The organism is Actinoplanes philippinensis (genome assembly GCF_900113015.1).
Taxonomy (GTDB): Bacteria; Actinomycetota; Actinomycetes; order Mycobacteriales; family Micromonosporaceae; genus Actinoplanes; species Actinoplanes philippinensis.
In genome coordinates, this window is the sequence record NZ_FONV01000018.1 from 1 (window position 1) to 20,381 (window position 20,381).

15 protein-coding genes and 1 pseudogene are annotated in these 20,381 nt (G+C 70.2%); 10 read left to right on the forward strand and 6 right to left on the reverse strand.

Translation table 11 applies throughout. From position 1 onward, the window contains the following. Positions 1 to 91: 91 nt before the first annotated feature. Positions 92 to 679 (reverse strand): phosphotransferase family protein, encoded by a 588-nt coding sequence (locus BM290_RS38125; RefSeq protein WP_143134076.1) that lies wholly within the window; start codon positions 677 to 679, stop codon positions 92 to 94. A gap of 191 nt (positions 680 to 870) precedes the next feature. On the opposite strand from BM290_RS38125, the gene fxsT reads away from it, so the two are divergent. Continuing rightward, complete coding sequence (fxsT, locus tag BM290_RS38130) at positions 871 to 3,072, forward strand: FxSxx-COOH system tetratricopeptide repeat protein (protein ID WP_239144011.1); 2,202 nt, start codon at positions 871 to 873, stop codon at positions 3,070 to 3,072. Here the strand turns inward: fxsT and BM290_RS38135 are convergent, their stop codons facing one another. Further along, positions 3,073 to 4,254, reverse strand: coding sequence for a radical SAM protein (locus BM290_RS38135; protein WP_177320071.1), 1,182 nt, complete (start codon positions 4,252 to 4,254; stop codon positions 3,073 to 3,075). Positions 4,255 to 4,276: 22 nt separating this feature from the next. Further along, positions 4,277 to 4,477, reverse strand: a complete 201-nt coding sequence (locus BM290_RS47715) for a hypothetical protein (protein ID WP_143134078.1) — start codon at positions 4,475 to 4,477, stop codon at positions 4,277 to 4,279. A 341-nt stretch (positions 4,478 to 4,818) separates the two neighbouring features. Here BM290_RS47715 and BM290_RS38140 point away from each other — a divergent pair. After that, positions 4,819 to 6,247 (forward strand): annotated as a pseudogene (locus tag BM290_RS38140) (NF041680 family putative transposase). Positions 6,248 to 6,256: 9 nt separating this feature from the next. Here the strand turns inward: BM290_RS38140 and BM290_RS38145 are convergent. Next, positions 6,257 to 7,150, reverse strand: coding sequence for a LysR substrate-binding domain-containing protein (locus tag BM290_RS38145; RefSeq protein ID WP_093620837.1), 894 nt, complete (start codon positions 7,148 to 7,150; stop codon positions 6,257 to 6,259). 78 nt (positions 7,151 to 7,228) lie between these two features. Here BM290_RS38145 and BM290_RS38150 point away from each other — a divergent pair, with 78 nt between their 5' ends. From BM290_RS38150 to BM290_RS38160, 3 genes are read left to right on the forward strand one after another with little or no spacing between them, the layout of a single operon-like run. Further along, positions 7,229 to 8,401, forward strand: coding sequence for a thiolase family protein (locus BM290_RS38150; protein WP_093620838.1), 1,173 nt, complete (start codon positions 7,229 to 7,231; stop codon positions 8,399 to 8,401). Beyond that, positions 8,398 to 9,057 carry a 3-oxoacid CoA-transferase subunit A gene (locus BM290_RS38155; RefSeq protein ID WP_093620839.1) on the forward strand — a complete coding sequence of 220 codons (660 nt, stop codon included), beginning with the start codon at positions 8,398 to 8,400 and terminating at the stop codon, positions 9,055 to 9,057. Before BM290_RS38150 ends, BM290_RS38155 begins: the two co-directional genes overlap by 4 nt. Then, complete coding sequence (locus BM290_RS38160) at positions 9,057 to 9,686, forward strand: 3-oxoacid CoA-transferase subunit B (protein ID WP_093620840.1); 630 nt, start codon at positions 9,057 to 9,059, stop codon at positions 9,684 to 9,686. Before BM290_RS38155 ends, BM290_RS38160 begins: the two co-directional genes overlap by 1 nt. On the opposite strand, the gene BM290_RS51160 is transcribed toward BM290_RS38160, so the two are convergent. Both BM290_RS51160 and BM290_RS38165 read right to left on the reverse strand, forming a co-directional pair. Next, complete coding sequence (locus tag BM290_RS51160; protein ID WP_373871140.1) at positions 9,598 to 9,987, reverse strand: HEAT repeat domain-containing protein; 390 nt, start codon at positions 9,985 to 9,987, stop codon at positions 9,598 to 9,600. The genes BM290_RS38160 and BM290_RS51160 overlap by 89 nt on opposite strands. Positions 9,988 to 10,087: 100 nt before the next feature. Further along, the gene (locus BM290_RS38165) at positions 10,088 to 12,310 is read right to left on the reverse strand and encodes a discoidin domain-containing protein (RefSeq protein ID WP_093620841.1); all 2,223 of its coding nucleotides are present in this window, start codon (positions 12,308 to 12,310) and stop codon (positions 10,088 to 10,090) included. 270 nt (positions 12,311 to 12,580) lie between these two features. On the opposite strand from BM290_RS38165, the gene BM290_RS38170 reads away from it, so the two are divergent. From BM290_RS38170 to BM290_RS38190, 5 genes are read left to right on the forward strand one after another with little or no spacing between them, the layout of a single operon-like run. Then, positions 12,581 to 13,123, forward strand: coding sequence for a GNAT family N-acetyltransferase (locus BM290_RS38170; RefSeq protein WP_177320072.1), 543 nt, complete (start codon positions 12,581 to 12,583; stop codon positions 13,121 to 13,123). A 49-nt stretch (positions 13,124 to 13,172) separates the two neighbouring features. Beyond that, positions 13,173 to 14,081: an ATP-binding cassette domain-containing protein gene (locus BM290_RS38175; protein WP_093620843.1), complete on the forward strand. Its 909-nt coding sequence runs from the start codon at positions 13,173 to 13,175 to the stop codon at positions 14,079 to 14,081. Then, a complete protein-coding gene (locus BM290_RS38180) occupies positions 14,078 to 14,752 on the forward strand; it encodes an ABC transporter ATP-binding protein (RefSeq protein ID WP_373871139.1) in 675 nt (224 codons plus the stop codon). The genes BM290_RS38175 and BM290_RS38180 overlap by 4 nt, the downstream gene beginning before the upstream one ends. A 2-nt stretch (positions 14,753 to 14,754) precedes the next feature. Beyond that, positions 14,755 to 17,748, forward strand: coding sequence for an FtsX-like permease family protein (locus BM290_RS38185; protein WP_093620844.1), 2,994 nt, complete (start codon positions 14,755 to 14,757; stop codon positions 17,746 to 17,748). Next, positions 17,745 to 20,366: a proline dehydrogenase family protein gene (locus BM290_RS38190; RefSeq protein ID WP_093620845.1), complete on the forward strand. Its 2,622-nt coding sequence runs from the start codon at positions 17,745 to 17,747 to the stop codon at positions 20,364 to 20,366. The genes BM290_RS38185 and BM290_RS38190 overlap by 4 nt, the downstream gene beginning before the upstream one ends. The last annotated feature ends 15 nt before the right edge of the window (positions 20,367 to 20,381 follow it).

The window sequence follows — 20,381 nt, forward strand, 5'->3', positions numbered from 1 at the left end:
TCACGATCAGGCAAGCCAGGACGAGCCCGTATCACTCACCCCTGCCGCCGGCCGGTAGCAGGAAAAACTGCTCCACCGAACCGGGGGAAACTCACCCACCGTTGGACCACAGGACGTTTCCGGGATGAAAGTCCCGGTGCAAGAATTTGCCGTCGTAAACCGGGACAGGTTGCGCCAGTAGTGCGAACGCTTCGTTCCATAGCTCCGGTTGCTGCGCCCAGGTCGGTACGACTCGCTTACCAGGAGAAGCCCAAGATTGGTACTCACGCGGCTTGCCGCCCTCGGGCTCGAATCGGTGGATGTCGGTGAGAACGCGCGCCAGCGCGGTTACGACGTCGTCCGCAGCCTCGTGGAGGCGCAGTTTTCCAGGAAGCCGTGACATGAGGTGGGCGGGCGCCCCAGCGTGGTCCCCGGACAGGTCCAGGGCGAGGCTCCTGGGAGCAGGAATCGGGGACCCGGCCAACTGGCTTTGCACAGCCGACTCCCGGGCGAGCAGGCCCGGCGCGTGCCGGCGCCACGGCTCCTTGGTCATCATCCGAAGGACAGACTGCTCCGCGTCATCGCCGGTCAGAAGCAGCATGGTTGACGTCCATCCTCCAGCCAAGGGCTGGACATCAACGACCCGCCGCTGCCAGACCGTCTCGGCCCAGCTGACCCCGACACGGGCGATAGTATCCACGCACTTGATCGTGTCAGTAGTAGGTCAGATACCCCATCATGGGGTCGGAAGTGGTTAGATCGCAGAGGACACACGGTTGCCCTAACGCGTTGTCTCTCGGCTTGCCCACGAGCCGAGCTGATGAACCAGAGATCATGCTCCGTAGTGATCGGATCGCGGCAGTGCAGTCCCTCTCTTGGCGCACCGTATCGATGCGGGCCATCGAGCGCTATAGGCAACGGACCAAATGTCGTAACGTCAGAGTTGCTGGTCGAACATGGGAAGTTCGATCGAAAGTGGGTGACGGGTTGAAACGCACCGCTCGGTGGTCGATAGCGATCGGCTCGAGCACAGCCCTAGTGGCTGCGACCTGGCTGATCTGCCAATTGTGGGCTGGCCTGGACGTTCAGACCTCCGCGACTGTCGCGGCCCTGGTTCTGCCCGTGATCGGCGGCGCGCTCGCAGCGTGGGCGGGCCATTCAGAGCCACGAGGAGCCGCAGCGGCCGTCGAACCGTCACGCGAGGTCCAAGACCGTCCTCCCCTCCGGAATCTACCCCCGCGGAATCCATCTTTCATCGGACGAAGCACGCATCTCATCACGTTGGCCGGGGGCCTCGAAGAACAAGGATCGATGATCGTCCAAGCGCTGCACGGTCTCGGCGGTGTCGGAAAGACGACGCTGGCCATAGAGTATGCATATCGTTACGCGAGGCGATACGACCTGATCTGGTGGATTGACGCAGAGCTTCCTGCATTGATCGGCAATCAACTCGCATCATTTGGTGTTGCGGCGGGATGGATTAAGGCACAGCTTGATATCCCCTCGGCCGTTCGTGAGGTGAAGCTCCGCCTGTCGCAGATCGATCGATGGCTTGTCGTCTTCGACAACTCAGAGGAGCCGGATTCACTGCACCAATGGCTACCTCAGGGCGCTGGCCATATCGTCATCACATCCCGGAATCCTAACTGGGGGATGGTGGGAGTCCCGCTCTCTGTAGATGTCTTTCCGCGTACGGAGTCCGTGGCGCTGTTGAAGCGCCTGATGCCAACTCTCGATGACGAAGACGCGAGCCGAATCGCAGACCGAATGGAGGATCTGCCGTTGGCAGTGGTACAAGCTGCTTCCGTGCTGAACGAGACAGGCATGACTGCGGCGGAATATCTGTCCGAGCTTGCCCATCACGGTAGCGCGCTACTGAAGGATGGCCGGCCGCCGACGTACCCGAAACCATTGACTGAGGTTGTGGTCACCTCAATGCAACGTCTTCAGGAGGTAAATCCCGCATCGGTCCAGCTGCTGGAGATCTGCTCGATGATGGCTGCGGAGCCCGTCCCCGTCCGATTGTTCTCTGCGTCATTCGACCGCATCCTGGATGAACCGCTCGCGGCACAACTCAAGACAACACTTGGGATGCGGCGAATCTTAGGCTTGGTTTCGCGGTTCGGCTTGGCCCGGGTGGACTCATCAGTCATCCAGTTGCATCGGCTTGTTCGCTTGATCATCGCCGACCTGATCGAGGTTAAACGACGCGGATCCGTCCGTCGTTACGCAGATGAAGTCCTGGCAAAGTCGTGCCCTGCCGACAGCAAGGACACCGCTTCGTGGGACGAGTGGGACTGCCTTATGCCGCATTTGCTCGCAACCGATCTCGTCGCGACACAGTCGACCGCCTTGCAATCAGTTGCATGCAAACTGGCTTGGTATATGCTCGAACGTGGCGATTTTGAACGCGGTCATGAGCTTGCCGTCTCGCTGTACGAACAATTGCGAGAAACAGTTGGCCCTAACGATGTTCGCACCCTCATTGCCGGACACACTCTGGTCAGCGCGCAGCGACGTCGAGCCCAATATGCGGAAAGCCAGAGCTTGGCACTCGAGATATTCAAGCGGAGGCGCCGCATTCTCGGGCGGAACCATCTGGACACACTCAACGCGGCAGACCACGTGGCTTCCAACCTCCGAGAGCTAGGAAAGCCCCAGGAAGCCCGTGCGCTGCATGCGGATACCTTGAAGCGAAAGGCGAAACTTCTCGGCGACGAGCATTTGGAGACCTTGGGAACCGCCCACAACCTGGCCTTGGATCTTCGCGCTCTAGGCCTTAGTGCGGATAGCCTGACATTGAATCGAGCTACCTTGCTGCATCGACGCACGACCCTCGGTTGTGACCATCCACACACCCTGCTTTCGGCGCATGACGTGGCGGTCGATCTGGAGGCTGTCGGCTACGTCGACGAGGCTGCGATTCTGTGTCGAGACACCTTGGCAAGGCGGCAGCGCCTGCTGGGGGGAAGACATCCGGCCACGCTGGAAACGGCAACCCTTGCGGCTCGCCTCGATGTTTCCCCGCCGCGCCGGGCGGCCCTGAGGACCGCTGTGCCACCTGAAGGTAGCGAACGCTCGAGCGCATCTTGATCAGTGCAGCATCTGCGCTGGAATTTCTCGAGCAAGGCGACGACGTATGTGCCCGACCACGGCCTTTATGTCTTCGCAGTAGACGCTCGGCTGGTTGAAACCCCTCCTGGCCGAATACCTATGTGCGAGCAGGCCGCCGCCGCAAACATTGAAAATCGGGCAGGATAAACACTCGGCCGCCGCCGAAGCGGCCTTGTCAATGGCCGCTCGCAGAAGCGGAGACTCTTCGGCTTCTCGAACCTCATGGTGCCAGACGTTTAACCCAGTTGATGTCACGCCTTCGTATGCCGACTTAAGGGTGTCGGAGGCATGGTATCCGCCGTCGGTCTCAACGACGAGTACACCGAGACTGTTAGCGCCGAACGACTCATAACCGAATCGGCCACCGAGCAAAAGATGCATGATCACCGCAAAAGTGCGAATCTCAAGCTCATCCGGCCGATCAATCCAAAGGTCAAAGAGCTCGATCATCCACTGCGCGACCGCGCCGCCTCGATAGTTCGGTGGAATTGTGTCGTGGTTGAAATCAGGAAGTAGGACATCGAGGTTGGCCACCCCCAAGCCCGCGAAGAAGGCCAGAAACTCGGCGGGCAGTATGTCGATGTGCGCATAAGATAGTAAGCCCCCGAGGATGCCTTCCTCTTGCGTCGCGTCGTGTAGCCTGGACAACCCGGCAATGGTCGCCCTTGATGATCCTATCCCGTATTTGTCGACACGGTGACGATCGTGCGCCTGGGCGGGGCCATCAAGGCTAACACCGACTCCAACGTTGTATTCTTGAAACAATTCGATAAATTCGCCGTTGATCAGGGTTCCATTGGTTTGAACTCCGAGACGCAGAAAGCATCCGGATCGCCGAAGCGAATCGTCGATCACGGCCAAGAAGTCCCGCAGGCGTCCCACTCCCATAAGTAGCGGCTCGCCACCGTGTGCGACCACTGTTAGAGAGGACAGTTCGCGTTTAACTGCATAGGTGGCCAGGCGCTTGCCTAAAGCATGCGCCGTGTCGGCGCTGATAAAACGCGGCTGGTCAACCCAACTTTGATCAGTCATCTCATACATGTAACAATATGTGCAAGCCAAGTTACATCGGCTGGCCACCTTCACGACGACCGTACCGATGGGATGCCCTTGCTGTGCGCTCGGCCTATAAGCCAGTGTTTCGCGCAGGTCTGCCTCCACTCCGACGCTTACGTGCAGGAGTTCAGTCGGCTTTCTCAAGAGTCACCATGCCAAAGCCGTCGTTTTTGTTGGACTCGCCGACGAATGCGTAACTATTGAAGGCGTTGAGTTGTCCCACTCCCGTAGCTTCTCGGCGCAGCCCTTCGAGTGCCCGTCGCACCTTCGGGCTCAATCTGACGAGATCATATTCGGGCTCGATGGTCCCCGATCGTTCTTCGAGCATGTGACCCTCCATATGACTGCGGCCCTACCCAAGTGGAACGTATCGATCTTCTAATGTCCAGGGCGTACATGCGCCCGACCCCGTCAAGTCAAGCCGGGAAGGAAGTGGTGTGTGCCATGCGCGAACTCGCAGGATGGGCGGGGAAAGCAGTCATAGATCTTGCTGGACAGCTTGTCTGGCCGACGCTGCTGTGCAGCGAATCATGCGCACTCAATTCGGCAAATCCGTGCACTTGTAGGTCCCGCCGCCGAGCCGCCCGCCTGTTACTCAGCTTCATCCGGTGCCCGGGTAGGTGACGCTTCGGAATGCTGACGCCTGCGGAGCCATGTCCGCGCCTATCGATGATCGTTGTGGCGGCCGTGACGGGCAGGGCGGAAACGATCGATGTGTTGGCGAGGTTCCGTGAGCAGCTCCACCGATGCATGACCCGGCGGGCGGACGCGTTGTTCGAGCTGACGGACGCCCTTTTGTGCACCGACGGGCCGGTCAAGACGCTGGTCGGGCTGTCCTGCTGCGGAGCACCGGCGTGGCCACGGCGCCATGTACGACGCGCTCAACGCCGGGCGCATCGACGTCGAGTCGCTGCGCCGACAGCTGGCCGGGTTGCCCTTGCCGCGGGCCGGGGAGGGCCACCTGGTGCTCGCGGTGGATGTCTCGCCGTGGCTTCGCCCGGACGGCAACTGCAGCCCGCAGCGCTCGTTCGGCCGTGGCAAGGACGAACACCGGATGATCCCCGGCTGGCCGTACTCGATCGTCGCCGCCCTGGGGACCGGCCGGACCTCCTGGACGGCGCTGCTGGACGCCGTCCGGCTGCCGTCGGCCGCGGACGTCACGACGATCACCTGTGCGCAGATCCGGCAGCTCGTCGGTCGGCTGACCGACGCGGGCCAAATGGAAGGCCGGGACCGCGACATCTTGATCGTGCTGGACGCCGGCTACGAGGCCCCGTGTGTCGCATGGCTGCTGCGGGACCTGCCGGTGGAGATCCTCGGCCGGATGCGCTCGGACAGGGTGCTGCGACGTGCGACCCCGCCAAGGATCTACAACCCTGACGGCGGCCGTCCGGCCAAGAACGGCGGCGAGTTCGTCTTCGGCGACCCCGGTACCTGGAACGCCGAACACGCGGTCACGCACACCGACACCCGGCTCTACGGCCAGGTCCGGGCGCAAGCCTGGGACCGGCTGCACCCACGACTGACCCACCGCGCTGCCTGGACTGACCATGACGGCTCGTTGCCGATCATCGAAGGCACGGTCATCCGGCTCACCGTCGATCACCTGCCCAGCCGTGGGGAACCGAAGCCGCTCCGGCTGAGGTGGTCCAAGATTGACGCCACAGATGCTGATCTCAACCGGTGCTGGCGGGCGTTCCTGCGCCGCTTCGACATCGAGCACACCTTCCGGCTGCTGAAGCAGACGCTCGACTGGACCGCACCGCGACTCCGCGAGCCCGCCGCTGCGGACCGCTGGACGTGCCGGGTCATAGCTGCGCATACTCAGCCGCGTCTCGCCCGGCCCCTCGCCCAGGCCTGCGCCGGCCCTGGGAACGCCGGACGGCCCGGAGCGGCTCACCCCGGCCCGGGTGCGCCGGGAGTTTGGGAACCTGCGCGCGCCTAAAACCGAGTCGGCCTGGCTCTGGGCGGCCGCCCAGGATGCCGCAACCGGGGCACCGCTACCTGCTACGACGTGGGACTCATCCTGGTGACCGGCCAGGCCCACCAGCGACCGGCCCATCACAAGAAGGGCACCAAGCCCCGCCGGTCTGGTTGAACGACAAGGTCAGGGGCTGTCCGGGGCGGCGAGCTGGGTCAGGACCCGGGTGGCCTGGGCGATCAGCGGGGAGTCGTCGTCGGAGCGGGTGGCCAGGGCCAGGTCGATGCGGGCGGCCGGGTCGGTCAGGGGGCGGTAGGTGGCGCCGGGGACGCCGAGCTGGGCGACCGGCTCGGGGACGATGGCCAGGCCCAGGCCGGCGGCCACGAACGTCACCAGGGTGGACGTCTCCACCACCTCGTGGCGGATGCGCGGCTCGAAACCGGCGCGATCGCAGAGACGGCGGACCACGCCGTACATGGCGGAGTCGCGTTCGGCGTGGATGACGAAGTCCTCGTCGCGCAGGTCGGTGACGTCGAGGCGGGTGCGGGCGGTCAGTGGGTGGCCGTCGGGCAGGGCCGCGATCAGGGCGTCGCTGCGCAGCGTACGGACGGTGATGCCGGGGTCGCCGGCGGGCGGGCGGAGCAGGGCGATGTCGATGTCGCGGCGCTGGAGGGCGGCGACCTGCTGGGCGCCGAGCATCTCGCCGCGGAACGCGACCTCCACGCCGGGCAGTTCCTCGCGCAGGCGGCGGGCGACGGCGGGCAGCAGGCTGTAGGTGGCGGACCCGACGCAGCCGACGGACAGGCGGCCCTGCAGGCCGGCGGCCACCCTCCGGGCGACCTCGCCGGCGTCGTCGACGGCGGCGAGGACGGTGCGGACCCGGTCGAGGTAGGCGGCGCCGGCTTCGGTGAGGTCGACGCGGCGGGTGTTGCGATGGAGCAGTTGTACGCCCAACTCGCTCTCCAGCTGCCGGATCTGCTGGGACAGCGGAGGCTGGGCCATGTGCAGGCGCGCGGCGGCCCGGCCGAAGTGGCGTTCCTCGGCGACGGCCAGGAAGTAGCGCAGGTGTCGCAGCTCCATCGTCTGATACTTCCTGAGTCTCAGTCCCGGCGGAACGGGTATTTCTGAATATCAGAGCTGCTTACTAGCGTGGAAGCCATGGCTGACTCATTCGTGTACGCCGCCGTTCGTACCCCGTTCGGCCGTTATTCCGGCGCGCTGGCCGACGTCCGCCCGGACGATCTGGCCGCGACCGCCCTGACCGGGCTGCTGGCGAAGGCCCCCGGCCTGGACCCGGCCCGGATCGACGACGTGTACTGGGGCAACGCCAACGGCGCCGGCGAGGACAACCGCAACGTCGGCCGGATGGCGGTGCTGCTGGCCGGGCTGCCCACGTCGGTCCCGGCGTCGACGGTCAACCGGCTCTGCGGCTCCAGCCTGGACGCGGCGATCATCGGGTCGCGCGCGATCACCGCCGGTGACGCCGAGGTCGTGGTGGCCGGGGGTGTCGAGTCGATGACCCGGGCGCCGTGGGTGCTGCCGAAACCGTCGCGGGCGTTCCCGGCCGGCAACGTCGAGGCGGTGTCGACGACGCTCGGCTGGCGGCTGACGAACCCGAGGATGCCGGCCGAGTGGACCGCGTCGCTGGGTGAGTGCAACGAGCAGCTCGGCGACAAGTACGGGATCTCCCGTGAGCGGCAGGACGTGTTCGCCGCCCGGTCGCACGTGCTGGCCGACCGGGCGTGGAACGACGGGTTCTACGCCGATCTGGTGGTCCCGGCCGGCGATCTGGACCGGGACGAGGGGATCCGGCCGGACAGCAGCGCCGAGAAACTGGCGCGCCTGAAGCCCGCGTTCCGGCCGGACGGGACGATCACCGCCGGCAACGCCTCTCCGCTCAATGACGGCGCGGCGGCCCTCCTGCTGGGGTCGGAGCGGGTGGCCGTACAACTGGGGGATCCCCTGGCTCGCATCGCCGGACGTGCCGCACACGCCGTCGATCCGCAGGCCTTCGGGTTTGCGCCGGTCGAGGCGGCCGAGAGGGCGCTGCGGCAGGCCGGGATCACCTGGTCGCAGGTCGGCGCGGTGGAGCTGAACGAGGCGTTCGCGGTGCAGTCGCTGGCGTGCGTGGACGCGTGGGGGGTGGACCCGGAGATCGTCAACACCCGCGGCGGGGCGATCGCCATCGGACATCCGCTCGGGGCGTCCGGCGCCCGGATCCTCGGCACGCTCGCACACGTGCTGCGCGAACGCAACCAGCGCTGGGGTGTCGCGGCGATCTGTATCGGCGTGGGCCAGGCGCTGGCCGTGGTCCTGGAGAACCAGGCATGAGGACCCGGATCGTCGACGCGCTGACCGCGGTCGAGGAGGTCAAGGACGGCGACACCGTGCTGGTCGGCGGGTTCGGCATGGCCGGCATGCCGGTCGAGCTGATCGACGCGCTGATCGAGCACGGCGCCGGCGACCTGACCATCGTCAGCAACAACGCCGGCAACGGCGACACCGGGCTGGCCGCGCTGCTGGCGGCGGGTCGCGTACGCAAAATGGTGTGCTCCTTCCCCCGGCAGTCCGATTCGTGGGTCTTCGACGGCCTCTACCGGGCCGGGAAGATCGAGCTGGAGCTGGTGCCGCAGGGCAACCTGGCCGAGCGGATGCGGGCCGCCGGGGCGGGGATCGGCGCGTTCTACTGCCCGACCGGTGTCGGCACGCCGATCGCCGAGGGCCGTGAGACGCGGGTGATCGACGGCCGGGAGTATGTGCTGGAGTACCCGATCCGCGGTGACGTCGCGCTGATCCGGGCGCATGTCGCCGACCGGCTCGGCAACCTGGTCTACCGCAAGACGGCCCGCAACTTCGGCCCGGTGATGGCCACCGCCGCGACGATCACCATCGCGCAGGTGTCGAAGATCGTCGAAGTCGGCGAGCTCGATCCGGAGACCGTCGTGACCCCGTCGATCTACGTGAACCGTCTGGTGGAGGTGGCCTGATGGCGCTGGACAAGAACGAGCTGGCCCAGCTGGTCGCCGGCGACATCCCGGACGGGGCCTATGTCAACCTGGGCATCGGCCAGCCGACGTCGATCGCCCGCTACCTGAGCCCGGAGAGTGGCGTCATCCTGCACACCGAGAACGGCATGCTCGGCATGGGCGAGGTGGTGCCCGCCGAACGGGCCGACTGGGATCTCACCAACGCCGGCAAGCAGCCGGTCACCGAGCTGCCCGGGGCCGCTTACTTCCACCACGCCGACAGCTTCTCGATGATGCGCGGCGGCCACCTGGACGTGTGCGTGATGGGCGCGTTCCAGGTGTCGGCCGGCGGCGATCTGGCGAACTGGCACACCGGCGCCGCGGACGCGATCCCGGCCGTGGGCGGGGCGATGGATCTCGCGGCCGGCGCCAAGCAGGTCTGGGTGATGATGACGCTGTTCACCAAGTCGGGCGAGCCGAAACTGGTGCCGGCCTGCACCTATCCCCTGACCGGCAAGGCGTGTGTGACCAGGGTCTACACCGAGGTCGCGACATTCCACATCACACCCGAGGGGGTACGGGTGACCGCCACCTACGGCATCGGGATCGAGGAGCTCGCGACCCGCCTGGACATGCCGCTGCTCGCCTAGCGGTCCACGTCGGCACAGCCGAGGGCGAGCCCTTCGACGGCCTCGGCGCGGGTGTCGTCGTCAGCAGCAGCGTCAGCGCCTCCTCGCGCAGCTCCTTGAGCTGGCTCAGCACGTCGGCGGCGAGTTCGCGGTGCGCGGGGTCATCGTGTCCGGCGAGGCGGGTGGCGGCGTGGAGGGCCTCCCGTCCACCGTGTCGGTGCAGGTACGCCACCAGCTCCCAGCGCCGGTCCTCGTTATCGGCCCGCAGCGCCTCGTCGAAGGCCTCGGTCACACTGAGGTCGGGTGTCGGCATGGCGGTCATCCTGTCCGGCCCGGTCGGCGGGTACAACCGGTTAACGGTGGCGGCCACCGGTGCTGATCGCACCGGTGGCCGCCGGGTTCACGCTGTGGTCGCTACCGGGTCAGGGGTACGCGACGACGTTGCGCGGGGTGGTGTTGCCGGCCGGGTTGGGGACGGCGCCGCCGGTGTCGTTGACGACGTTGGCGATGGTGCCGACGTCACCGAGGGACACGGTCAGCACGCTGCGCAGCTGGACGCCGGACCGGTTGGGCACCTCGAACGCCCGGTCCACCCGCACCGCGGGGTTGACGTTGAAGTAGCAGTACGAGCCGCCACCCCACAGCTGGTGGTCGGTGACCGCGTCGGCGACCTTGTAGGCCGCGTACCCGTTGCCGCGTGGACCGATCCAGGCGGCCTGGTTGGGCACGTCGTACGGCTTCTCGTTCTGGAAGAAGATCGTCTTGCCGCGGTTGCCGTTCCAGATCACCTCGTACTTCTGGTAGTGCTCGACGAACAGGCCGGTGGCGAGGACGTCGTCGCCGTTCACCAGCAGGCCGGTGTCGCCGGTGTTGACCGCCCAGCCGGTGGGCGCGCCGCCGTGGTCGGCCCGCCAGGCCCAGATGTGGTCGATGATCGTGTCGTCGCTGTGCACGGCGAGCGTGGTGGTCGCCTTGCCCTGGACGCTGCTGCCGATCCGGAAGAACACGTCCTGCAGGCTGATCGGGTTCGCGGCGTGGTCGGTGTGGACACCGGACCGGCCGACGCTCATCAGGGTCGGGCTGTTCGTCGTACCCGCGTCGAAGGTCAGGCCGCTGACCTTGACCCCGTCGACGTCGGCGATGTTGAGCGCCTCGACGCCGCCGGACGGGATCAGCGTCGGGAAGCCGATGCCGGTGACCACCGTGTTGGCCCGGGTGACCCGGATGGTGTCGTTGAGGGTGTAGGTGCCCGGGGTGAAGAACAGGTTCAGGCCCTGGGCGAGCGCCTGGTTGATCCGGGCGGCGGTGTCACCGGGCTTGGCGACGTAGAACTCCCGCATCGGGATCGAGGTGCCGGCCGCGTTCGGCCAGGTGGCGCCGGCCGAGTTGCGGCGCAGGGCGGGCACGAAGACGCGGTAGAGGCCGGCGCTGTCGACGTACAGGTACGGCTTCTCGCGGGTCACCGGCGTGGTGGCGAGGGTGGTGTGCGGCGGGTTCGGGAACGCGTTGGCCGGGGCGCCCTGGACGCCGGAGTAGACCATGTTCCAGACGCCGCCGTCCCAGCGCGAGATCCGGCTGTCACGGGTGTACCACTGCTGCTGGGAGCCGGAGGAGACGACCCCGTCGACGACCGAGTCGGCCAGGTAGCCGCCGCTGGAGTAGCCCTGCCCGTTGTCCTGGTTCGACGGCGCGAGGGTCAGGTTGCCCTTGATGTGCACGCGGCGCATCGGGGCGGCCTGGGAGACGGCCCACCGGTTGGTGCCGCCCTCGGGCACGATCGACAGGTTCTCCATGCTGCGCCAGAAGTTCTGGGTCGCGTTCTTCTCGTCGCCGTAGTTCCAGCCGGAGTCGACGTTGACCGCGCCGTTGATCGTCACGTCGTCGGGGTTGAGGCCGAGGCCGGCGACGGTCGTGTAGAAACCGACGTTGGCCCACACCCGCCCGTACGTGCCGGGCTTGAAGAGGAACACGTGGCGCTGGGTGCCGAACTGCGCGGTGGGGCTGCGCAGCTGCGCGTTGAACGCCGAGTCCACCGCCGACTGGATGGTGGCCGCCGCGGTGCCCGGCTCGAAGATCCGCACGTTGGCGCCGAAGTCGGGGGTGTCCGAGGTGGGGATGGTCGGCGTGGTGGTGGTGCCGAAGACCTGGAACTCCCAGAGCGAGTAGCCGTACGGGGTGGCCCGGGTGGTGCCGCTCATCCGCACGTACCGGCCGCTGCCGGAGACGTTCAGGGTCTGCACCCCGGCCTGGCCCGCCGTGACCGGGCTGATGTTCGTCCAGGAGGTGCCGTCCGCCGACGTCTGGATGGTGAAGGCGGAGGCGTACGCCGCCTCCCAGTTCAGCACGACCTGGCTGATCGTCTGGGTGCTGCCCAGGTCGACCTGCAGCCACTGCGGGTCGGCGAACGTGCTGGACCAGCGGGTGCCGGTGTTGCCGTCGACCGCGTTGGAGGCCGGGAAGGCGGTGCTCTCGACGGAGGAGGCGGTGGCCGGCTTGCCCTGCGACAGCGGGAGGTCGGCGGCGCTGGCGGTGCTGGTGACCGAGGCGACGGTGATGCCGAGGGCGGCGGCGAGGGCCGCGCTGAGGACGACCCGCCCGCGGCGCCGGAGTTTCGGCCGCGGGGAGGTGAGGGTGGGGGGTGTCATGTTCCTGCCTATCGGACGGGGGCGAGGGTGACCATGAAACGCAACTCAGAGAGCGCTCTCCGGCAAATTGTCACTTCGCCGTCTTCACCCGTCAATATGTCGGCAACAAATGCCGGTTCCGGAACCGTCGCCACTTTTGGATATCGACCTGATTGTTTTCCGGAAAACTGTTATCCGGCGCCTCGCGCACACTCCATCCGGGGCGCCCGGGCCCCGCGGGGCCGCTTCCGGGCCGCCGGACGCCCATGAACGCCCATTAATCTTGCGGGCGTGCCTCGATCATCGTTGACCGCCGTCGTCCGTCCCGCCGCCGCCACCGACGTGGCCGCCATCGCCCGGATCTGCTCCACGGCCTACCGCGACGCCTACCGTGAGCTGCTGCCCGAGGGGTACATCAACCGCAGCGTGGCCGAGTTCTACAGCGAGCAGCGCATTGCCCGCGACATCGCCCCGTCGCTGCCGGACTGGTTCGGCTACCAGGTCGTCGAGGAGGACGGGCGGGTCCTCGGGGCGGCCGGCGGCGGCATGACCGACCCGTCCACCGGCGAGCTGTCGCTGATCTATCTGGAGTCCGCCGCACAGGGCCGTGGCCTGGGCACTCTCCTGCTCGACCGGGTGACCGAGCAGATCCGGGCGGCCGGCGGCGCCGAGATGTGGGTGTCGGTGTTCCTCGGCGACTCCGGGGGCATCGGCTTCTACCGGGCGCGGGGCTTCCAGCCGATGGACACGGTCCGGGCCACACTGTCGCGCGAGGACGACCACATCCGCAGTCTGCGCATGCGGCGGTTGACGGCGGGCACCGCGACGCGTTAGATGGGCAGGCCCAAGATCTGTCCGTAGCGCAAGTCGGGGGACTTCCGCCATGTCGTTGCCGCAGCCGCCCGAACGGGCGGCGGAGTTCGGGCGGGATGCGCTGATCGTCTGCGACAACCTGGTCCGGATCTACCAGACCGGGTCGATCGAGGTGCAGGCCCTGCAAGGGCTGGACCTGCTGGTCGGCGCCGGCGAGATGATCGCCGTGGTGGGCGCCTCCGGGTCGGGCAAGTCGACGCTGCTGTCGATCCTCGCCGGGATCGACGCGCCCACCGCCGGGCGGGCCCGGGTCGGCGAGGCCGATCTGCTCACCATGTCCCGGCGCGACCGGGTGCGCTACCGCCGGCACACCGTCGGGTTCGTCCGCCAGCAGACCGCGTCGAACCTGATCCCGTACCTCACCTCCCGCGAGGTGATCGAGATGCCGATGGTCGCCGCCCGCCGGCCGGCCCGGGCACGCCGGGCCCGCGCCGACGAGCTGCTCGCCGCCCTCGACGTCACCGACTGCGCCGACCGCAAGCCGTCCCAGATGTCCGGCGGACAGCAGCAGCGGGTCGCGATCGCGGTGGCGATGGCCAACGAGCCGCGGGTGCTGTTCGCCGACGAGCCGACCGGTGAGCTGGACACCGCCACGTCGGCCGGGGTCTTCGAGGCGCTGCGGCACGTCAACCGGGAGTTCGGGGTGACGGTCGTGGTGGTCACCCACGATCCGGAGGTCAGCGGCCAGGTGGAGCGCACCGTCGCGATCCGCGACGGCCGGACCAGCAGTGAGGTGCTGCGGCGCACCGAGACGTCGTCGAACGGGGACACCCACGTGATCGCCGAGGAGTACGCGGTGATGGACCGGGCCGGGCGGGTGCAGATCCCCCGCGAGTACCGGGAGGCCCTGGACCTGACTCGGCGGGTCCGGCTGGCGCTGGAGGCCGACCACGTGACGATCCACCCGGACCCGTCGTGACCGCGCTGGTCTCGGTGCGCGGCGTGCACCGGCGCTTCGGCAGCGGCCCGTCCACCGTGCACGCGCTGCGCGGCGTCTCCTTCGACGTCGAGGCGGGCAGCATGGTGGCCCTCGTCGGGCGGTCCGGGTCGGGCAAGACGACCCTGCTCAACGTGGTCGGCGGGCTGGACCGGCCGGACGAGGGCTCGGTCGTCGTCGACGGCGACGAGGTCACCGGGCTCGGCGAGGACGGGTTGTCCCGGCTGCGGCGCGAGAAGGTGTCGTACGTGTTCCAGACCTTCGGCCTGATCCCGGTGCTGTCCGCCGCCGAGAACGTGGGCGCGCCGCTGCGGCTGGCCCGTACCCCGGCGGCCGACCGGGAGAAACGGGTCGCCCTGCTGCTGGAGCTGGTCGGGCTCTCCGGCCACGCCGCCCAGCGCCCCGGTGAGATGTCCGGCGGGCAACAGCAGCGGGTCGCGATCGCGCGAGCCCTGGCGGCGTCGCCGCGGCTGCTGATCGCCGACGAGCCGACCGGCCAGCTCGACGCCGAGACCGGCCGCTCGGTGATGGCGCTGCTGCGGGCCGTCGTCGAGTCGGAGGGCGTCACCGCCCTGGTGTCGACGCACGATCCGGTGATGATGGCGCTCGCCGACCGGGTGATCCGGATCAGCGACGGACAGGTCGACGCGTAGCCGTGCGGACCCTCATCCTCCGGCGGGCCCGCGCCCAGTGGCCGCTGCTCGCCGCGGTGCTGGCCGTCGTCACCATCGGCGCCACCCTGCTCGGGGTCTGCGCCCTGCTGGTGACCCGCACCTCGGACCGGGCGCTGGAGGTCGCGGCGTCCCGGGCCGTCCCGAAGGACACCGCGGTCACCGCCTACACCGTGACGATCGCCCGCGGCGACGTCGCGTCGGTGGACGCCGACACCCGCTCGGTGCTGCGCGAGGCGGTCACACCGTTCGGCAGCACGATGGCGGGACGGATGTCGACCGAGATGCGGCCGATCGAGGCCGGCCCGCAGGCGGCGCGCAGGCTGGCGTACCTCTCCGGGGTCGAGAATCTGCCGGACCGCGCGACCCTGGTGACCGGGCGATGGCCGCGCCCCGGCGCGGGCGAGGCGGTGCTGCTCGAACGGACCGCGCGGGCGCTCGGTGTGCAGCCCGGCGCCCGCGTACGCCTCGGTAAGGAACTCGTCCGCGACCCGGCCCCCGGACTGACCGTGACCGTGGTCGGCGTGGCCCGCGCCGGCGCCGGCGGCGGCTGGGACCGTGACCCGCTCGAGGGCGCCGGCTACGTGCCCGACTACCGGGACGGCTCGCAACTGACCGCGGAGGCGTTCGGGCCGTTCCTGATGGACTACCGGGACCTGCTGACCGGCGGCTCGGCGGTGAGCCGTCTGGAGATCACCGCCCAGCCGGACCTCTCCGTGTCGAGCCCCGCCACGCTGGACCGCCTTCGCCTCGGCGTCCGTGACGCGGACGGCCGGCTGTCGGCGGTGCTCGGCGAACGGGTGCAGATCGAACGCATCGCGTCGCGCCTGCCCTCGGTGCTGGCCGCCACCGCCCGGCAGCAGCGGGTCACCTCGTCGGCGGTCATCGCGGTGGCGGTGCTCGGCGCGGTCCTGACCGCCGCCGCCCTGCGGCTGGCCGGGCGGCTCACCGCGGACGTCCGGGCGGCCGAGTCCGCGCTGCTCTCCGCCGCCGGGACCAGCCGTCTTCAGATGGCCGGGCTGGCCGGCGCCGAGTCCGCGCTGCTCGCCCTGCTCGCGGTGGCCGTCGCGGCGCCGCTGTCGTCGCTGGCGCACGCCGCCCTCACCCATCTCCCGCCGCTCACCGCGGCCGGCCTGACCGCCGACCCGGCGGTCAGCGGCGCGCAGCTGCTCGCCGTCGTCGCCGGTGCGGCGCTGCTGTTCCTGCCGACACCGGCACGCTCCGGGCTGGCCCGCTCCGGCGCCGACCTCGCGCTCGTCGTACTGGCCGGCGGCGCCTGGTTCTCGGCCCGCTCCGAGGACGCCGACGCCCGCCTCGACCTGGTGCGGATGCTGGTCCCGGCGCTCGCGCTGGCCGCCGGATGTGTGATCGCGCTGCGCCTGGCCCCTCCGGTGCTGCGCGCCGCCGACCGGTGGACGAGCCGGGCGCGCGGGCTGGCGCTGCCGCTCGCGATGTCCGAGGCGGCCCGCCGGCCCCGGGCGATCGCGGCCGGCCTGCTGGTCACTCTCGGCTGCGCGGCGGCGACGTTCGCGGTGGCCTTCGACGCGACCTGGCACCGGTCCCAGCTCGACCAGGCGAACCTGGCGATCGGCTCCGACCTGGTCCTGACACTGGGCGCGCCCGCCTCGGCCGGGCAGGGCGACGAGGTCGCCCGGGCGACCGGGGGCCGGGCGCGGCCCGCTGCCGACCGCGGCGTGTCGATCGGCCAGTGGCTCGGCGCCGGTGACAACCCGCCCCGGCTCGTGGCGGTCCGCGGACCGGCCGAGGCCCCGGGCGTCCCGGTCACCAAGAACGCCGCCCTCACCGTCACCGGGCGGGCCACCGGCGGCCACCAGCTCTCGGCGACGCCGCAGCTCGTCCTCGAGGACGCCGCCGGGCTGAGGACCGCCTGCACCGCCCCGGCGGTCCCGCTCGACGGGCGCCCGCACCGGCTGCCGGAGTGCGTGCCGGTCGACGGCATGCGGCTGGTCGCCGTGATGCTGCCGGTGGTCGCCGAGGGCTTCGACTACGACAGCGACCGCACCAGCAGGATCACGGTGGACCTGTCGGTGCCGGGCGGCGACGGATGGGCCGCGACCTCCGCCGAACCCTACTCGGGCCAGCTCACCGCACCGGCGGTGACGGCCTACGGATCGTCGCTGCGGATGACCGCCGACGTCGCCCTCGGCGGACCACCGGACGCCGCCCGGCGGCTGGTGGCGACGGCGTTCGCCGACCCCGGACCGGTGCCGGCGACCGTCTCGGAACTGCTCGCCCGCCAGCTGTCGGTCGGCCCCGGCGACCAGGTCCAGATGATGGCCGGGCTCACCGCGGTGCCGATACGCATCGAACGGATCGTCACGACCGTGCCCGCCGCGCCCGGCGCCGCCGCGATCTCCACCGACCTCGACACCCTCTCGCGGGCCCTGCTCGTCCGCGGTGAGCCACAGTTCCCGATCGACGCCTGGTGGGTCACCGGCGCCACCGACGCCTCCGCGACGGCGGGCCTGCATCTCGGTGACATCCGCACGCGTACGGGCGAAGCAGCCCGCCTGACCACCGGCCCGGTCCCCGCCGCCCTGCCCGGATCCCTGCGCCTGCTGGTGCCCGCCGCCCTGTTGCTGCTGCTGGCCGGCCTGATCCTGCACGTGACGTGCGATCTGCAGGCCCGGGCCGTCGAGGTGGCCCGCCTCCGCGGCCTCGGGATGACCCGCCGCGAGATCCGGACCACCCTGCTCGGCCAGCACACGATCGTCCTGCTGCCACTGCTGGTCGCCGGTGCAGCCGTCGGCGCCGCCGCGACCTGGCTGGTCAGCCCGCTGCTGGTGCGTTCGGAGACGGGTGGCGTGCCGGTCCCCACGGTCGCCCCGGTGTGGCCGTGGGCAGCCGAGTCCGTCCTTCTGGCGCTGCTGCTGGCCGCCGCGTCGCTGGCCGTCGCCTCGGTCGTGGTGGTCCAGTCCCGCCGCGCCGACGCCGCTCACCTGCGGGTCGCCTCATGAGAATCGCTGCGATCACCGGACTGCACGGCGCGTCGATCCGTGGCCGGGCCCGCGCCGATGCCGGGCCGCTGCTGCTGTCGGCGCTGGTGGTGGTGCTGGTCAGCCTGCTCGCCGGGGCGGTGCCGGGGCTGATGGAACGCACCGCCGACGAGGCGGTGCGCGACGGGGTCCGCCGGGGCGGCGACGCCGCGAAGGTCATCGTCTCCGCCCGGTTCGAGCCCGACGACACCCTCAACGGCCGGGCCCGCGTGCCGCGCCTCGCGCAGGCCCTCGACGACCTGCGCCTGCGCGCCGTGGACGAGCTCGGGACCGACCTGCAGCGGATGTTCCGGCCACCGGTCGCCTCCGTCATCAGCCCCAGCCTGAAGGTCACCGACGGCAGCGTGCTGCGGACCTTCCGGATGGCCTACCTGTCCGGCGGCGCCGGGCCGGAGGTCGTCTGGTCCGCCGGTTCCGCGCCGGCGGCGAGCGGCGACGAGACCGCCGAGATCGACTGGTACGGGCCGCCCTGGCTCGTCCAGGTCGGCGTCTCCGAGACGGCGGCGAAACAGTTCGGGGTACGGCCGGGCGCGTTGCTGAAACTCGCCGACGAACGCGGGAACACCAGGAGCGCCCAGGTCAGCGGCATCTTCCGGGCCGTCGACCCGGCCGATCCGGTGTGGGCCGAGGCGCCGTGGCTGCTGAATCCGGCGGCCGGCGCCGACGGCATCGGCACCACCCGGTTCGGTGGCCTGCTGAGCGCCGAGTCCCTGCCCGACGCCCGGCTCGCGTTCCCGCCGGACGAGCTGAAGCGGACCGTGTCCTTCGCCCCCGATCCGGCGGTGCTGACCTGGGCGACCGCCCAGTCGCTGAAAGCGACGGTGGTCACCCTCCAGGCCCGGTCGGCGTCGTCGAGCACCTATGACACGGCGTCCACCTGGAACACCGGGCTCGACTCGGTCCTCGACGAGGTCACCGCCCAGGTCGAGACGGCGCGGGTGCAGGCGTCGGTGCTGCTCGCGGCGATCGTCGCCGGGGCCGTGCTGGTGCTGCTGCTCGCCGCCGACCTGCTGGTACGGCGCCGTTCGCCGGCCCTGGTGCTGGCCCGGCAGCGGGGCGCCTCGCTCACCGCGCTCGGGCTGGAGCTGCTCGCCGAGTCGGCGGTGCTGGCGCTCGCCGCAGCCGGGGCCGGGTGTGCCGCGGCGATCCTCACCACCGGGGGTGTGGCCGCCGGGTGGGTGGCGCCGGTCCTGGTCACGGCGGTCGCGGCGGTTCCGGCGTACGGCATCCTGACCGCCGCCGCGGCCACCCGGGACCGCAGGTCGCCCGCCAACCGCTCGGCCCGCCGATGGGCGCGGCACACCGCCGTGCTGCGCCGGGCCGCCGCCGAGGCCACCGTGGTGCTCGCCGCGGGCGCCGCGATCGTCGCCCTCCACCAGCGGGGACTCGGCTCGGGCCTGCCGGTGCTGGCGCCCACGCTGGCGGTGCTCGCCGGGGCGGTGCTGCTGGTCCGTCTGCTGCCGCCGCTCACCGGGCTGGCGCTGCGCTGGGCGGTGCGGTCCCGGCGGCCGCTCGCGGTGTTCGGCACGGCGCAGGCGTCGGCCGCGTCCGGGCGGGCACTGCCGGTCGCCGCGCTGGTCACCTCGGTGGCCCTGGCGACGTTCGCGCTGGTCACCGCCGCGACCGTGGAGCGCGGGCTGGCCGGTGGCGCGCAGGAGACGGTCGGCGCGGACGTGCGCGTGGACCTCACCGAGGACACCGCCGCGTCGGCGGACGAGACGGCCCGCCGGATCGCCGCGGCGCCCGGTGTGACCGGCGTGCTGACCGGGCACGTCACCGACTCGGCGCAGATCGTCGTGGACGGGAAGCTGACCCCGGCCCGGCTGATGATCGTGGACAGCCGCGCCTACACCGGCACGGCTCTCCAACCCGACCAGGCCCTGGTCCGCTCCGCGACCGGCGCGCTGCGCGAGGGCATGACCGTGGAGATCCTTCAGACCGGCAAGCCGGCGGTACGGCTGACCGCCTCCGGCTCGGCCCCGGCGATCGGCGGATCGGCCGAGGTGGTGATCGTCGACGTGGCGGCCGGGCTGCCGGACCCGCCGAACACCCTCTGGGTCACCGGCCCCGGCGCCGTGCAGGCCACCGACGGCCTGACCGTGGTCTCCCGCGCCGAACTGGCCCGGTCCCGGCGGGCCGCTCCGCTGGTCTCCGGGCTGATCTGGCTGACCTGGGCGGCCGCGGCGTTCCTGCTGGTGGCGGGCCTGCTCGGCTTCGCGTTGACGGCGGCCGCCGGCGCGCCCGCGCGATGGCTGACGGTGAGCCGGCTGCGGACGCTCGGATTGACGCCCCGGCAGGGACGGCTGGTCGCCGCCGGGGAACTGCTCCCGGCCGCGGCGGCCGCGGCGGCCGGCGGAACGGCCCTCGGCGCGCTGGTGGCCGCGGTGACCACCGGGCCGCTCGGGTTGCGGCTGCTGACCGGCCAGGTCGGTGACCCGGCGACGGCGCTGCCGTGGGCCGGGCTGGCCGCGGTGGCGGCGCTGTTCCTGGTGACGGCCCCGCTGCTGGTCCGGGCCGAGGCGGCGCTGCGCCGCCGGCAGCGCCTGGCCGAGGTGCTGCGGGTCGGCGGCCCCGCCTGAGCGCCGGCCGGATCG

Coding starts and splice junctions, on each gene's coding strand:
- BM290_RS38175 (WP_093620843.1), top strand. CDS start 13,173: ATGTCGTTGCCGCAGCCGCCCGAACGGGCGGCGGAGTTCGGGCGGGAT.
- BM290_RS38155 (WP_093620839.1), top strand. CDS start 8,398: ATGAGGACCCGGATCGTCGACGCGCTGACCGCGGTCGAGGAGGTCAAG.
- BM290_RS51160 (WP_373871140.1), bottom strand. CDS start 9,987: ATGACCGCCATGCCGACACCCGACCTCAGTGTGACCGAGGCCTTCGAC.
- fxsT (WP_239144011.1), top strand. CDS start 871: ATGCGGGCCATCGAGCGCTATAGGCAACGGACCAAATGTCGTAACGTC.
- BM290_RS38165 (WP_093620841.1), bottom strand. CDS start 12,310: ATGACACCCCCCACCCTCACCTCCCCGCGGCCGAAACTCCGGCGCCGC.
- BM290_RS47715 (WP_143134078.1), bottom strand. CDS start 4,477: ATGCTCGAAGAACGATCGGGGACCATCGAGCCCGAATATGATCTCGTC.
- BM290_RS38160 (WP_093620840.1), top strand. CDS start 9,057: ATGGCGCTGGACAAGAACGAGCTGGCCCAGCTGGTCGCCGGCGACATC.
- BM290_RS38190 (WP_093620845.1), top strand. CDS start 17,745: ATGAGAATCGCTGCGATCACCGGACTGCACGGCGCGTCGATCCGTGGC.
- BM290_RS38150 (WP_093620838.1), top strand. CDS start 7,229: ATGGCTGACTCATTCGTGTACGCCGCCGTTCGTACCCCGTTCGGCCGT.
- BM290_RS38145 (WP_093620837.1), bottom strand. CDS start 7,150: ATGGAGCTGCGACACCTGCGCTACTTCCTGGCCGTCGCCGAGGAACGC.